General features: G+C 65.0%; 15 protein-coding genes and 1 pseudogene. 5 read left to right on the top strand and 11 right to left on the bottom strand.

The features are described from left to right. The first annotated feature begins 22 nt into the window (after positions 1 to 22). Positions 23 to 649 (top strand): thioredoxin domain-containing protein, encoded by a 627-nt coding sequence (locus AB4097_RS18240; protein ID WP_442042146.1) that lies wholly within the window; start codon positions 23 to 25, stop codon positions 647 to 649. A 3-nt stretch (positions 650 to 652) separates the two neighbouring features. Here the strand turns inward: AB4097_RS18240 and AB4097_RS18235 are convergent, their stop codons facing one another. Beyond that, positions 653 to 1,996, bottom strand: a complete 1,344-nt coding sequence (locus AB4097_RS18235; protein ID WP_442042144.1) for an adenylate/guanylate cyclase domain-containing protein — start codon at positions 1,994 to 1,996, stop codon at positions 653 to 655. A gap of 137 nt (positions 1,997 to 2,133) precedes the next feature. On the opposite strand from AB4097_RS18235, the gene AB4097_RS18230 reads away from it, so the two are divergent. Next, positions 2,134 to 2,613 carry a YaiI/YqxD family protein gene (locus AB4097_RS18230; RefSeq protein WP_442042142.1) on the top strand — a complete coding sequence of 160 codons (480 nt, stop codon included), beginning with the start codon at positions 2,134 to 2,136 and terminating at the stop codon, positions 2,611 to 2,613. Positions 2,614 to 2,617: 4 nt separating this feature from the next. On the opposite strand, the gene AB4097_RS18225 is transcribed toward AB4097_RS18230, so the two are convergent. From AB4097_RS18225 to AB4097_RS18210, 4 genes are all read right to left on the bottom strand, one after another. After that, positions 2,618 to 3,199 (bottom strand): hypothetical protein, encoded by a 582-nt coding sequence (locus tag AB4097_RS18225; RefSeq protein ID WP_442042140.1) that lies wholly within the window; start codon positions 3,197 to 3,199, stop codon positions 2,618 to 2,620. Between the two features lie 137 nt (positions 3,200 to 3,336). Continuing rightward, positions 3,337 to 3,915 carry a DsbE family thiol:disulfide interchange protein gene (locus tag AB4097_RS18220; protein WP_442042138.1) on the bottom strand — a complete coding sequence of 193 codons (579 nt, stop codon included), beginning with the start codon at positions 3,913 to 3,915 and terminating at the stop codon, positions 3,337 to 3,339. After that, positions 3,908 to 4,063, bottom strand: a complete 156-nt coding sequence (gene ccmD / locus AB4097_RS18215; protein ID WP_442042135.1) for a heme exporter protein CcmD — start codon at positions 4,061 to 4,063, stop codon at positions 3,908 to 3,910. The genes AB4097_RS18220 and ccmD overlap by 8 nt, the downstream gene beginning before the upstream one ends. A gap of 3 nt (positions 4,064 to 4,066) precedes the next feature. Further along, positions 4,067 to 4,807: a heme ABC transporter permease gene (locus AB4097_RS18210; RefSeq protein WP_442042133.1), complete on the bottom strand. Its 741-nt coding sequence runs from the start codon at positions 4,805 to 4,807 to the stop codon at positions 4,067 to 4,069. Positions 4,808 to 5,082: 275 nt separating this feature from the next. Between AB4097_RS18210 and AB4097_RS18205 the strand changes: the two genes are divergently transcribed. After that, complete coding sequence (locus AB4097_RS18205) at positions 5,083 to 6,069, top strand: M23 family metallopeptidase (protein WP_442042131.1); 987 nt, start codon at positions 5,083 to 5,085, stop codon at positions 6,067 to 6,069. A 407-nt stretch (positions 6,070 to 6,476) separates the two neighbouring features. Here AB4097_RS18205 and AB4097_RS18200 read toward each other — a convergent pair whose 3' ends face one another. Beyond that, positions 6,477 to 6,848: an antibiotic biosynthesis monooxygenase family protein gene (locus tag AB4097_RS18200; RefSeq protein WP_442042129.1), complete on the bottom strand. Its 372-nt coding sequence runs from the start codon at positions 6,846 to 6,848 to the stop codon at positions 6,477 to 6,479. Continuing rightward, positions 6,845 to 7,174: an NIPSNAP family protein gene (locus AB4097_RS18195; protein ID WP_442042127.1), complete on the bottom strand. Its 330-nt coding sequence runs from the start codon at positions 7,172 to 7,174 to the stop codon at positions 6,845 to 6,847. Before AB4097_RS18195 ends, AB4097_RS18200 begins: the two co-directional genes overlap by 4 nt. A gap of 77 nt (positions 7,175 to 7,251) precedes the next feature. Here AB4097_RS18195 and AB4097_RS18190 point away from each other — a divergent pair, with 77 nt between their 5' ends. Beyond that, positions 7,252 to 7,953 carry an ArsR/SmtB family transcription factor gene (locus AB4097_RS18190; RefSeq protein WP_442042125.1) on the top strand — a complete coding sequence of 234 codons (702 nt, stop codon included), beginning with the start codon at positions 7,252 to 7,254 and terminating at the stop codon, positions 7,951 to 7,953. Between the two features lie 3 nt (positions 7,954 to 7,956). Here AB4097_RS18190 and AB4097_RS18185 read toward each other — a convergent pair whose 3' ends face one another. Genes AB4097_RS18185 through ccmA form a run of 3 tightly spaced genes read right to left on the bottom strand, consistent with a single transcriptional unit; the run spans position 7,957 to position 9,772 of the window. Beyond that, complete coding sequence (locus tag AB4097_RS18185) at positions 7,957 to 8,445, bottom strand: GNAT family N-acetyltransferase (protein WP_442042123.1); 489 nt, start codon at positions 8,443 to 8,445, stop codon at positions 7,957 to 7,959. 2 nt (positions 8,446 to 8,447) lie between these two features. Continuing rightward, entirely contained in the window at positions 8,448 to 9,116 is a 669-nt protein-coding gene (gene ccmB / locus AB4097_RS18180) for a heme exporter protein CcmB (RefSeq protein ID WP_442042121.1), read from the bottom strand. Further along, positions 9,113 to 9,772 (bottom strand): heme ABC exporter ATP-binding protein CcmA, encoded by a 660-nt coding sequence (gene ccmA / locus AB4097_RS18175; protein WP_442042119.1) that lies wholly within the window; start codon positions 9,770 to 9,772, stop codon positions 9,113 to 9,115. Before ccmA ends, ccmB begins: the two co-directional genes overlap by 4 nt. 219 nt (positions 9,773 to 9,991) lie before the next feature. On the opposite strand from ccmA, the gene acnA reads away from it, so the two are divergent. Then, positions 9,992 to 12,697: an aconitate hydratase AcnA gene (gene acnA, locus AB4097_RS18170; protein ID WP_442042117.1), complete on the top strand. Its 2,706-nt coding sequence runs from the start codon at positions 9,992 to 9,994 to the stop codon at positions 12,695 to 12,697. Between the two features lie 106 nt (positions 12,698 to 12,803). Here the strand turns inward: acnA and AB4097_RS18165 are convergent. Beyond that, positions 12,804 to 12,936, bottom strand: a pseudogene (locus AB4097_RS18165) (IS630 family transposase); the annotation flags it as partial.

Raw genomic sequence — 12,936 nt, 5'->3', positions numbered from 1 at the left:
TCACCTTACGAGAGTTCTGTTCATGATCCTGTCCCGCCGCGTTCTTCTCGCCGGTCTCGCCCTGTCGGGCGCGAAAGCTCCCGCCCTCGCGCAATCCGCACCGGAGCCGCAGATGGTTCCGGTGGAGCTGATCGAGAACACCCTGAACCTGCCTTCCGCCGTGCGCATCGGCCACCAGCATGGCGATGTGATCATGGTGGAGTATTTCGACTACAACTGCCCCTGGTGCAAACGTTCGGCGCAGACCCTGCCCGAGCTGCTGAAAGCCGAGCCCGACCTGTCGTACGTGCTGGTGAATTTCGCCGTGCTGAGCCCGCAATCGGTCGCGACGACACGCGCAGCCCTGGCCTTTCTGCAGCTCCATGGCCCCGAGCGCTACCTGCCCCTGCATCTCGCCCTGTTCGGCCTGCGCGGCACGGTGGATGGGGAGCGGGCGCTGGCAGAGGCGGAGAAGCTCGGCGGCGACCGTAAGCGCATGACCGAGATCGCCAACAGCGACAAGACCACCGGCTGGATGAAGGACGCCTTCGCCACCGGCAACGACCTCGGCGTCGTGGCGACGCCGTCCTTCCTGATCGGGACGGAAGCCTATGTCGGCGGCATGAGCCTGGAGCGCAAGCGCGAGGCGATCGCGCGAGCGAGAGGGTGAACCTCACCCGGCCGGCTTCATCAGCACCATCCTGCGCGTGACCCCCGGAAGGGGATCGCACGCAACCTCGGTCCAGCTTTCTTCCTCGCCGGCCGCCGCCACGGCTTCCTGCGAGGCCAGGAGTTCGCAATCGGCCGACTTCGTGGCCTGCTCGATGCGCGAGGCGATGTTGACGGTCTCACCGACCACCGTGAATTCGAGCCGGCTCTCGTCCCCCACCACGCCGCAGAACACGTCGCCCGTGTGGATGCCGATGCCGACACGCACCGGCGGGTTGAAGCCGCGCTTGCCGTTCCAGCGGTCGATCAGGGTCAGGATGGTGCGGCCGCAGGCGAGCGCCCGGCGTGCATCGTCCTCCCGGGCCCCGGGCACGCCGAAGAGGATGAGGGCCCCATCGCCCGTGAACTTGTCGATGACACCGTCGTGCCGGGAGGCCGCTCTCAGGATGCGGCGGCGGAACGACGTGATGAAGACGGCGAGCTGCGCCGGCTCCATGGTCTCGCCGAAGGTGGTCGAGGCGCGGATGTCGACGAAGAGCAGGGTCACCGGAATGCGTCGCCCCTGGCGCAGGGACGCGAAGGCCTGGTCGGTGAGGATCGGCGCGAGCTCCCGCGGCAGGTAGCGGGTGAGCGTCACCCGCAGGGTGGTCTCCCGCACGGCCCGCTCCAGCATCAGGCGGCCCTGGCGCGCCACCAGGATCAGGATCAGGGCGGCGGCGAAGACCATGACGAGGCGGACCATGTTGGCCTGGGCCGAGAACACGCCGACGATCTCCGCCAGATCCTCCTGGCGCTCGGCCGGGCTCAAATATCCGCTGCCGAAGGCCAGCAGCGAAAGGCCGATCACATAGATGGCCGCCACGAAGGCCTGGAGCCGGGGCTGATAGTGAATGGCGGCCGCCGCCATGGTGATCGGCACGACCCAGGCGACCGGAAACACCGAGAAGAGGCTGCCGGGAATCCCCAAGCCCCAATGGGTGTAGCCGAGATTGCCGAGGACGAGACAGGCGTCGACCACGGCCGTGATGACCGGCAGCTTCTCGATGCCGATCCGTTTCGACGCAAGCCATGCGCCGCCCCAGCCCAAGGCTCCGAAGAGGATCAGGGTCAGCTCGGCAGCCCAGATTTGCCTGAGCGCGATCGGGTTGGTGAGTTCGACCCCCGCCGTGGTGACCAGGACGGCCATGAGCAGCAGCCCAGCCGTGACCATACGTGCGAGCCCCGCCCGCTGAAGCGCGCCCGTATCGGCCTCGCGGATCAGCCGGTGCGTGGCGTCGCTCAGGACGGGAGATGTTCGCAGCCTGTCGATCAGGCCCAGCGCGGCGCGGATGCGGGATCGGGGAGTCACGGGTTTCTTTCTGCTCTCCAGGATTGATATGGTCCGGTCGACACCTGACTCAAAGCCCATTACCGATCGGTTACGCCGTCACGACCTGCCCGAGAGATCCCGGCGGCGTCCCCGCATCCCACAGGAATATATGGCCGATGACTGAGATGTTCCAACCGATCGTCCTCTTTGTGGATGCGGATGCCTGCCCGGTGAAGCCCGAGATTTACCGCGTCGCCGAACGGCATGGCGTCAAGGTCTTCGTGGTCTCGAACGCCTTCCTGCAGGTGCCGCAGGATCCCCTGATCGAGCGGATCGTGGTGAGTTCGGGCTTCGACGCGGCCGACGACTGGATCGCCGAGCGCGCCCGGCGCGGCGCCATCGTGATCACCGCCGACATCCCGCTCGCGAGCCGCTGCGTGAAGGGCGGCGCCGATGTGATCGGCCCGACCGGAAAGCCGTTCTCGGAAGCCTCCGTCGGCATGGCGCTCGCCACCCGCAACCTGATGGAAGACCTGCGCGCCATGGGCGAGGTGACGGGCGGACCGAGGCCGTTCTCGGCCAAGGACCGCTCGGCCTTTCTCTCGGCGCTCGATGTGGCAATCAACCGGCTCAAGCGCGTGGGATTTGGCGGCTGAGACATCAGGCAAGTTCGACTATATCTTCCTCTTTCACCAGATCCGGGCGGTGCTGTCGGGCGATACGGAGGATGTTTTCCGACTTCTCGGGAAATGGTCCTTGAAAGTAATTGATCTCTATCTTCTTCGGAGGAAGCGTGTCGAAGAAGCGCCGCGGCCCTGTCTCCGGTCCATAAAACGTGATTCTCCTTTTCGGAGCGCCAACGTTAAAAGTCCCAAACTTCGTCTGGTGAATCGCCACATGAAGATTCGTGATTGCAGCCCAAGGCACATGATGAAAGCCGCGACCGCTCCAGCCGCTGACACCTTTTGGAGAGATGATAAAATCAGGCTTCTGGTCGAAAGCCCTAGTCCCGAGGATGCCAAAAAATCGCAAGAACTTGTAGCTCGACCAGAGAAGAAAAGGGATTCTGATCCAAAATGGCAGCTTCATGAAGAGCACGAAGAGCGCCCAGAGGATTAGTGCATAGATAAAACCCCTCCTTCTTCTTCCGGAGGGATGTGAGAAATCAGGCTTTTCCGGCATCCAATCCGGATCCAGGCTGAACCATGCCAAGACCAGTAGCGGTATGACAGTAACCGCCATGCTCACAATCAGGATGAAAGCTGTGTGAGACGGCGAAAGATAATAGGTCTGCGTTTCGGTGGATGCAGAAGGAACGGAGTCAGGGCTAGTGACTGGCATGGGCGATCAGCAAGGTTGCGATTAACATCGCACCTCTATTACATTAGCGTGACCGCTTGCAACTTCTCCTTGAACGCTGAGATATTCTCCAGCGTCAGCGGGCCGATATGCTTGTGGCGGATGGTGCCGTCGGGCCCGACGATGAAGGTCTCGGGCACGCCGTAGACGCCCCAATCGATGGAGGCGCGGCCGTTCGGATCGACACCGACGGCCGCATAAGGGTTGCCGAGCGCGCCGAGGAAGCGGCGGGCGTTGTCCGGGTTGTCCTTCTGGTTGATGCCGACCAGGCGGATCGTGGGATCCTTGGCAAGTTCGACCAGCAGCGGATGCTCCTGGCGACAGGGCGCGCACCAGGACGCCCAGACATTCACCACCGTGACGCGGCCCTTCAGGTCCGCATTCGAGAACCCGGGGACGGCCTGGCCATTGGCCAGAAGCCCTTCGAGCGGTGCGAGATTGAAGCTGGGAACGGGCTTGTTGATCAGGACCGAGGGCACCTCGGCGGGATTGCGGCCGGAGATCAGCTGCACGCCGAAGAGCACCACCAGGGCGGCGAAGACGAGCGCGGGCAGCAGGAAGATGAGGCGGGAGCGCGGGCGCTCTGCGGCTTCAGCCACGGCGGGACCTCCGGCCGATGCCGCGCGCCTCGAGCTCGGCCAGCGCACGGACCTGGATGCGGTGGTCGATCACGGCGCGCAGGATCAATCCGACGACGACCACCGCCGTCAGGATATAGGAAAAAGCGATGAAGAACGTGTGCGACATGGGTCAGGCCGCCTGTGCGTCGAGGCGCTCGGCCTCGAGAATGGTCAGCGTGCGCACCCGGCGGCGCAGGATCTCCGTGCGCATGCCCGACAGATGCAGCGCGAGGCCCGTCAGGGTGAAGGCGACGGCCATGATCAGGAGCGGCACGAGCATGGAGGGATGGATCGTCGGACCGCCGAGCCGGAACACGGAGGCCGGCTGGTGCAGGGTGTTCCACCAATCGACGGAGAATTTCACGATCGGCACGTTCACAGCACCCACGAGCGTGAGGATCGACACGGCGCGGGCAGCCCGGTTCGGCTCCTCGATGGCGCGCCAGAGCGCCAGGATGCCGAGATAGATCAGCAGCATCACCAGCATGGAGGTGAGGCGCGCATCCCACTGCCAGTACGTGCCCCACATGGGTTTGCCCCAGAGCGAGCCGGTGACGAGGCAGATCAGCGTGAAGGCGGCGCCGATGGGCGCGGCAGCCTTCTGCGATACGTCGGCCAGAGGATGGCGCCAGACCAGCGTGCCGAGCGCTGAAGCGGCCATGGTCATGTAGAAGAACAGGGACAGCCACGCCGCCGGCACGTGGATGTACATGATCTTGACCGTTTCGCCCTGCTGGTAATCGGCCGGCGCCGTGAACCAGACCATGTAGAGCCCGACGCTCATGACAAGCGCGGCCAGGCCGCCCACCCACGGCAGGAGCGCGCCGCTGAGGCTCATGAAGCGGGTCGGATTGGCAAGCTCTCGGATCATGGGTTCGATGTAGCGGTGTTGAATGGCACCTGCAACGGAGACATCGCCGCAAGCCGCGTAACGTTTTCGCCAGAATGGGGCTTTTAGGCGGTTCCGGAGGCGCCGGGCATTTCGGGATTATGCGTAGAGCCTCAGCCCTCCTTGATTGGGTTTGGCACACGCTCGCAGAATTGCGCGATCCCCCTCTCCCGCACGGGAGAGGGGTAGGGCATGGCCCGCCTTTCATCCGCCATGCGAAGCAGCCTATAATCCCGCATCATTGTTGCGGAGCGGCCATGCGCCCTGGTTTCATAAGCCTCTTCGGCCTCACCCTCGCTCTTCCGGCACCCGCGCAGGACATCTCTCTGCGCCTGCCCGTCGCCTGCGAGATCGGCCGCACCTGCTTCATCCAGCATTATGTGGACCGAGATCCTTCACCCGCCGCGAGCGATTACCAATGCGGCACCCTCACCTACGATGCCCATGACGGCATCGATTTCCGGATTCCGACCATGGCCGCGCAAAAGGCCGGGGTCGATGCGATCGCCGCGGCCGACGGCAAGGTGCTGCGGGTCCGTGACGGCGTGGAGGATGTCTCCGTCTCCGGGCGTGGCCGGGACAGCGTCGCCAATACCGAATGCGGCAACGGCGTCCTGATCGATCACGGCAACGGCTGGGAGGCGCAGTACTGCCATATGGCGAAGGGCAGCCTCGCGGTGAAGCCGGGCGACCCGGTGAAGTCCGGCGACCGGATCGGGAAGGTCGGCCTGTCGGGCATGACGGAATTTCCGCATCTGCACTTCACCCTGCGCAAGGACAGCAAGCCCGTCGATCCCTTCGCCTTTGGCGCGTCGGAGAAATCCTGCGGCGGCGGCACGTCCCTGTGGGAGGCCTCGCTCCAGCGCGCCCTCGCCTATCAGGGCGGCAGCGTACTCAACAAAGGCTTCGCCCCCGGTCCCGTGACCATGGAGGCCATCGAGTCCGGCGCGGCGGAACAGGACACACCGACGACAAGGTCCCCGGCTCTCGTGGCCTTCGTCCGGGCCATCGGGCTGAAAGGCGGCGACGTGCAGACGCTCACCCTGTTCGATCCCGACGGCAAGCCCCTGGCCCAGAACAAGGCCCCGCCCCTCGACCGGGCCAAGGCGCAATGGATGGCCTTTGCCGGCGTGAAGCAGCCGCAGGGCGGTTTCCGTCCCGGCCTCTACCGTGCGATCTATCGGGTGGAGCGGGACGGCAAACCCGCCATCGAGCAGGCCTTCGGGATCAGCCTTCGGCCGTGACGTAACGAGAGTGGCGGCCGGGGGCTCTGGGACCGTCTCAAGCGGCTGTATCGGCTTTTGGACTTTCGTCTTGGACATATGACGATACCCCCGGCCATAAGCTCAAGGGCAGCCTTACGAAGATCAAATGTCCACGGACTCAGCGTCACAATTTCATTTGATATAATCGCGAAAATTGCGCACCGCCTCGATACGACGCCGGCAGCTCTGCTGACGCGCCCAGCGCGGAGCAGGCGCTCAGAATCAGCCTGAGTGTCTGGTCCATCATTTGGCTCTTTCCTGAGCCCTCATCCTGAGGGCCGCCGCAGGCGGTGTCTCGAAGGACGAGGGCGCCTCCAGAGAACACGGGATCCTCCTTCGAGACGGTCGCTGTGCGACCTCCTCAGGATGAGGTCGAGAGTGATGGGTCAGATATGACCTCGAAATGAGTGAGAATCGTGCACCACTCGGCTGTCGGCCGGCGCCTGCTCGCGCTCGTTCAGACCGTAATCGCGAATCACGGCGGCGACCCGCAGGCGGTAATCACGGAAGACCCCGGCGCGGCCCGCACCTTGCGTAGTGCGATGGGAGGGCAGGTTGCGCCAGGCCCGCACCGCCTCCTCATCGCGCCAGAATGAGAGCGACAGGAGCTTGCCCGGTTCGGTCAGGCTCTGGAAGCGCTCGACGGAGATGAAGCCGTCCATCTCCATCAGGTCGGAGCGGAGTGCCGCCGCGAGACCGAGATAATCCCGCTTGCCTCCATCGCCGTCCGGCCATACTTCGAAGATCACCGCGATCATGGTTTGATAAGCTCCGCATGAGGGCCCGAGGCCAGCCGAAGGAAGATCCGATCCTCGCGGCGGATGAACTGCTCTCGTTTAGCAAATTCGTAATTGGCCCGCCCCATGGAATCGTTGCGCAGCCGCTCGCGATAGGTCTCATACTGGCTAAGGCTCTCGATGTTGTAGAGGCCGTAGGCCGTGGTGGCGGAACCCTCGTGCGGGGCGTAATAGCCGATAAGGTCCGCGCCACATCGAGGAATGGCCTGGCCCCAGTTGCGGGCATATTCCTCGAAGGCGGATACCTTGAACGGGTCGATCTCATAGCGAATGAAGCAGGTGATCATTGTGACGCTTCCTGTTGACTGGAACGGGCCCGTCTTAACCGATTGTCCGACGCCAATGGTTCGGCTATGATCGAAGTATGAAGGAAGGACCCGTCATCGCCTCCGTGGCTGCGCTTCTCGGCGATCCGGCCCGGGCCAACATCCTCACCGCCCTCATGGACGGGCGGGCGCTCACCGTGAGCGAGCTCGCGGAAGCGGCAGGCGTGACGCTCCAGACTGCGAGCGGCCATCTCGCCAAGCTCGATACCGCCAATCTGCTCACTGCGGAAAAGCAGGGCCGGCACCGCTATTTCCGGCTCTCGGGTCCGGACGTGGCGCAGGTGCTCGAAGCCTTGATGGGCCTGGCCCAGCGTACCGGCGCGACGCGCGTCAGGACCGGTCCGAAGGACGCGGCGCTCCGGTCCGCCCGCGTCTGCTACGACCATCTCGCCGGCGAGCGCGGCGTCGCGCTGTTGAAGGGTGCGCAGCGCCAGGGCCTGATCGACGGTGGGCAGGATCTGGCCCTGACGAGCAAGGGCCGCGCCTTCTTCGCCGGTTTCGGCATCGACCTCACGCGGCTCGAAAAGGGCCGCCGCCCCGTCTGCCGCGCCTGTCTCGACTGGAGCGAGCGCCACAGCCATCTCGGCGGCGCCTTGGGGGCCGCGATCCTGTCCCGCATGACCGAGCGGGGCTGGGTCCGGCGCGAGAGCGGGCGCGTCCTCACCTTCACCTGCGAGGGGGTGTCGCAGTTCGAGGCGGCTTTCATGCCACCCCAGGAGCAAGCCTCGCAGGTCTCCTGAGTCTCAGGCGAGTCTGTAGGACTCGACCTCCTCGAATCCGAGCGCGTGATAGAGACGCTGCGCGCCCGACGGGTTGTCCGCATCCACCTTCAGGGATACGGCGGGAGACCCGCGCTCCCTCAAGGCGCGAAACGCCTCATGCAGCAGGGCGGAGCCCAAGCCCTTTCGGCGCCACGCCGGAGCAACCGCGAGATCCTTCACGAAGGCGCTCGTCCAGCACTGCGCCACGCCGACGATCCTGTCCCGCTCGTCCATCGCGATGAACACGAGAGCCGGATCATATTCCGAATCATCCCGCAGGCTCGGCCACCAGATCGCGAAAGGCTCCACGTAGCCGCCGCCTTGCGTATAGGCCTGTCTCAGCAGCGCATGGACCTGCTGCGCATGCCGTTCCGAATCGAACGGAGCCGGGCGGGCTCCCGTGGGCCAAGCCGGCTCCGGCACGGGTCCGGCGAGCGAGCGGCGCAGGCGAACGACGACACGTCCGGCCATTCCTACTCCCCCGAGCGCAAGGCGGCCGCCGCCCCGACCGTCCCGACCACGGCGGCGATCAGCGACAAGGCGGCCAGGATCAGGAACGGCGTCGCGAACGGGATCGTCCCGCCGAGCGCCGCATTGGCGGCCGAGACGCCGAAGATCAAGGTCGGGATCATGAAGGGCAGGACCAGGATCGCCAGGATCAGCCCGCCGCGCCGCAACGACGAGGTGAGCGCGGCCCCGACCGCGCCGATGAAGGTGAGCGCGGGCGTTCCCACAAGCAAGGTCGCCACCATGGCAAGCATGCCCTCGGGCGAAAGCGCCACAAGCAGGCCGAGGAAGGGTGCGGCAATCGCCAGCGGCAGGCCGGTGACGAGCCAATAGGCCACGACCTTGGCCAGCACGACGACCTCCAGGGGCGCGTGCGAGAGCCTCAAAAGGTCGAGCGATCCATCCTCCTGGTCAGCCTGGAACAGACGGTCGAGACCGATCAGGGTCGCGAGCAGGGCCGCAATCCATAAGATGGCCGGCCCGATGCGCGAGAGCAGATTGAGGTCGGGCCCGAGCGCGAAGGGGATCAGCGTCACGATCATCAGGAAGAAGATGAGCCCCATGACGCCCGAACCGCCGACGCGGGCGGCGAGCTTCAGGTCGCGGACCAGGAGGGCGCGGAAGGAGCGAATCATGAGGCCTCTCCTGCCTCACTCTGCTCGACACTCTCTCTCATGAAAGGGGGAGGAGTTTGGGTGCGCTCGATCCTGATCTCCTTCGCGTCCCTCAGGAACAGCGGCGAATGGGTCGTGGCCGCGATCATGCCACCGGCCTCGCGATGGTGTTCGAGGAGAAGACGCAAGGTTTCCTGCGAAGCGGTGTCGAGGGCGGAGGTCGGCTCGTCGAGAAGCCAGAGCGGGCGTTCGGCCACCAGAAGCCGGGCGAGCGCGACGCGGCGGCGTTGCCCGGCCGACAGATAGGCCACCGGCAGCCGGGCCGCGTGGGCGAGGCCTACGGCCTCCAGCGCCTCTCTCGGCTTCATGGCCGGATGCCCGAGGAAGTCTCGCGCGAAGGTCAGGTTCTCCTCCGCCGTGAGCGCGCCCTTGAGGGCATCCCGATGGCCGACGTAATGCAGGCATTCGGGCAGGGTGCGCTCGCCCGCTCCCTCCCAGAGGATTGTTCCGGCCGACGGAGCGAGACGTCCGGCGAGCAACTCCAGCAGGGTGGATTTCCCGGCCCCGTTGCGGCCGGTGATCACCAGTGCCTCGCCGGGCTCGAGGGTGAACGAAACCCCCTGGAAGATGCGGCGCTCTCCCCGCTCGCAGGCCAAATTGTTAACGCTCAGACGCAAACCCCAAGACCCCTGCCCTGATTGCACCCCAGAATGGTTCTAATCCGTGTAGCGGGATGGTTCGAAATGATCTATAGCACCCTCGGCTGCGCCGCGCGCCAAGGCGTCCAATCCGTCTCGCGCGCTTCTCCCCTGTCCGGGCACCCCCGGAGCGGCGCGCGCTTATCGCGCTTTCGGCCGAACACATGTTCGTAACCCAAATGCACGCGAGGATTCGCCGTGACGCTCAACAACAGCTTCAATGCCCGCCAGACCCTTAAGGTCGGTGACAAGACCTACACCTACTACTCCCTCGTCGAGGCCGAGAAAAACGGCCTGAAAGGCGCCTCGAAGCTGCCCTTCTCCATGAAGGTGCTGCTCGAGAACCTGCTCCGCTACGAGGACGGCCGCACGGTCACCAAGACCGACATCGAGGCCGTGGCCGCCTGGCTCAACAACAAGGGCAAGGACGAGAAGGAAATCGCCTACCGCCCCGCCCGCGTCCTGATGCAGGATTTCACCGGCGTTCCGGCCGTGGTGGATCTCGCCGCCATGCGCGACGCCATGAAGACCCTCGGTGGCGATCCGCGCCGGATCAATCCGCTCGTGCCCGTCGACCTCGTCATCGACCACTCGGTGATCGTCGACGAGTTCGGCACCCCGAAGGCCTTCGACCGCAACGTGGAGCTGGAATACCAGCGCAACGGCGAGCGCTACCGCTTCCTCAAGTGGGGCCAGACTGCCTTCGAGAACTTCTCCGTCGTTCCCCCGGGCACCGGCATCTGCCATCAGGTGAACCTGGAATTCCTCTCCCAGACCGTCTGGACCCGCAAGGACACGGCGACCGGCGAAGAGACCGCCTATCCGGACACCCTGGTCGGCACCGATTCGCACACCACCATGGTCAACGGCCTCGCCGTTCTCGGCTGGGGCGTGGGCGGCATCGAGGCGGAGGCCGCCATGCTCGGCCAGCCGGTCTCCATGCTCATCCCCGAGGTGATCGGCTTCAAGCTCACCGGCAAGCTCAAGGAAGGCGTGACCGCCACCGACCTGGTGCTCACCGTCACCCAGATGCTGCGCAAGAAGGGCGTGGTCGGCAAGTTCGTGGAGTTCTTCGGTCCCGGCCTCACTGACATGACGGTTGCCGATCGCTCGACCATCGGCAACATGGCGCCCGAATACGGCGCCACCTGCGGCTTCTTCCCGATCGACCAGAAGACCATCGATTACCTGCGCACCACGAGCCGCACCGACGAGCGCGTGGCTCTCGTCGAGGCCTATGCCAAGGCGCAGGGCATGTGGCTCACCCCCGACATGGCGGACCCGGTCTTCACCGATACCCTCGAGCTCGACCTCGGCGACGTGGTTCCCTCGCTGGCCGGTCCCAAGCGCCCGCAGGACCGCGTCACTCTCGACACCTCCAAGCCCGAGTTCCTCGGCGCCATGGAGAAGGAGTTCCGTAAAGCGCAGGAGATCGGCAAGCGCGTGAAGGTGGACGGCGCCAATTACGATCTCGGCCACGGCGACGTGGTGATCGCGGCGATTACCTCCTGCACCAACACCTCGAACCCGAGCGTGATGATCGGCGCGGGGCTCCTCGCCCGCAACGCCGTCGCCAAGGGCCTGACCTCCAAGCCATGGGTCAAGACCTCGCTCGCGCCCGGATCGCAGATTGTCGAGGAATACTTCAAGAAGGCCGAGCTCCAGGGCGACCTCGATGCGCTGGGCTTCAACCTCGTCGGCTTCGGCTGCACCACCTGCATCGGCAACTCGGGCCCGCTGCCGGAGAACGTCTCGAAGGCGATCAACGACAACGACCTCGTGGCCGTATCGGTGCTCTCAGGGAATCGCAACTTCGAAGGCCGCGTGAACCCGGACGTGCGCGCGAACTACCTCGCCTCGCCCCCGCTGGTGGTGGCCTATGCGCTCGCCGGCTCCATGCTGGTCGATCTCACGAAGGATCCGCTCGGCACGGGCTCGGACGGAAAGCCGGTGTACCTGAAGGACATCTGGCCCTCCTCGGCCGAGGTGCAGGAGTTCATCGACCGCACGATCACGAGCGAGCTGTTCAAGACCCGCTACGCCGACGTGTTCTCGGGCGATGCCAACTGGAAGAAGGTCACCTTCGAGCCGGGCCTCACCTACGAGTGGGACATGGGTTCGACCTATGTGCAGAACCCGCCCTATTTCGAGGGCATGACCAAGGAGCCGAAGCCGGTCACGGACATCCTGAACGCGCGCATCCTCGGGCTCTTCCAGGACTCGATCACCACCGACCACATCTCGCCCGCGGGCAACATCCGCGCCGCCTCGCCGGCCGGTGAATACCTGCAGTCGCATCAGGTGCGCGTCGCCGACTTCAACCAGTACGGCACCCGTCGCGGCAACCACGAAGTCATGATGCGCGGCACCTTCGCCAACATCCGCATCAAGAACCAGATGGTGAAGGACGAGAGTGGCCACGTGGTCGAGGGCGGCTACACCATCCACCAGCCCTCCGGCGAGCGGATGTTCATCTACGACGCCGCCATGCGTTACAAGGAAGAGGGCGTTCCGCTCATCGTTCTCGCCGGCAAGGAATACGGCACCGGCTCGTCCCGCGACTGGGCCGCGAAGGGCACCAACCTGCTCGGCGTGCGCGCCGTGATCGCCGAGAGCTTCGAGCGCATCCACCGCTCGAACCTCGTCGGCATGGGTGTGGCCCCCTTCGTGTTCGAGCAGGGCACGTCCTGGGAGACGCTGGGTCTCAAGGGCGACGAGACCATCACCATCAAGGGCCTCGCCGGCGAACTGAAGCCGCGCCAGCGCATGGAGATGGAAGTCACCTCCGCCGACGGCACGATGCGCAAGGTGCCGGTGCATTGCCGCATCGATACGCTTGAGGAAGTCGAGTACTTCCGCAACGGTGGCATCCTGCACTACGTGCTGCGGCAGTTGGCGGCTTAAGGCTCGCAAAAAGAAAAACGCCCGCTCTTCGCAAAAGGAGCGGGCGCCTTTTTGGGAAAGGAGCGGCTCTCGCGAACCGCTCCTTTTTATTTAGAGCATTTTCCGATCAGGCTGCATCGTAACCGGCGGCGTTGAAGTAATTTCTGCATTCGTCTGGCGTGAAGAGATCGATGATGTGACCGATGGCGGACCAGAGTCCTTCGACTGATCGTTCGGCCGCTTTCCGGAGCAGGGCCTTG

This window comes from Microvirga sp. 2MCAF35 (assembly GCF_052115545.1).
Taxonomy (GTDB): domain Bacteria; phylum Pseudomonadota; class Alphaproteobacteria; order Rhizobiales; family Beijerinckiaceae; genus Microvirga.
This window is presented reverse-complemented; position numbering and strand designations above follow the sequence as displayed.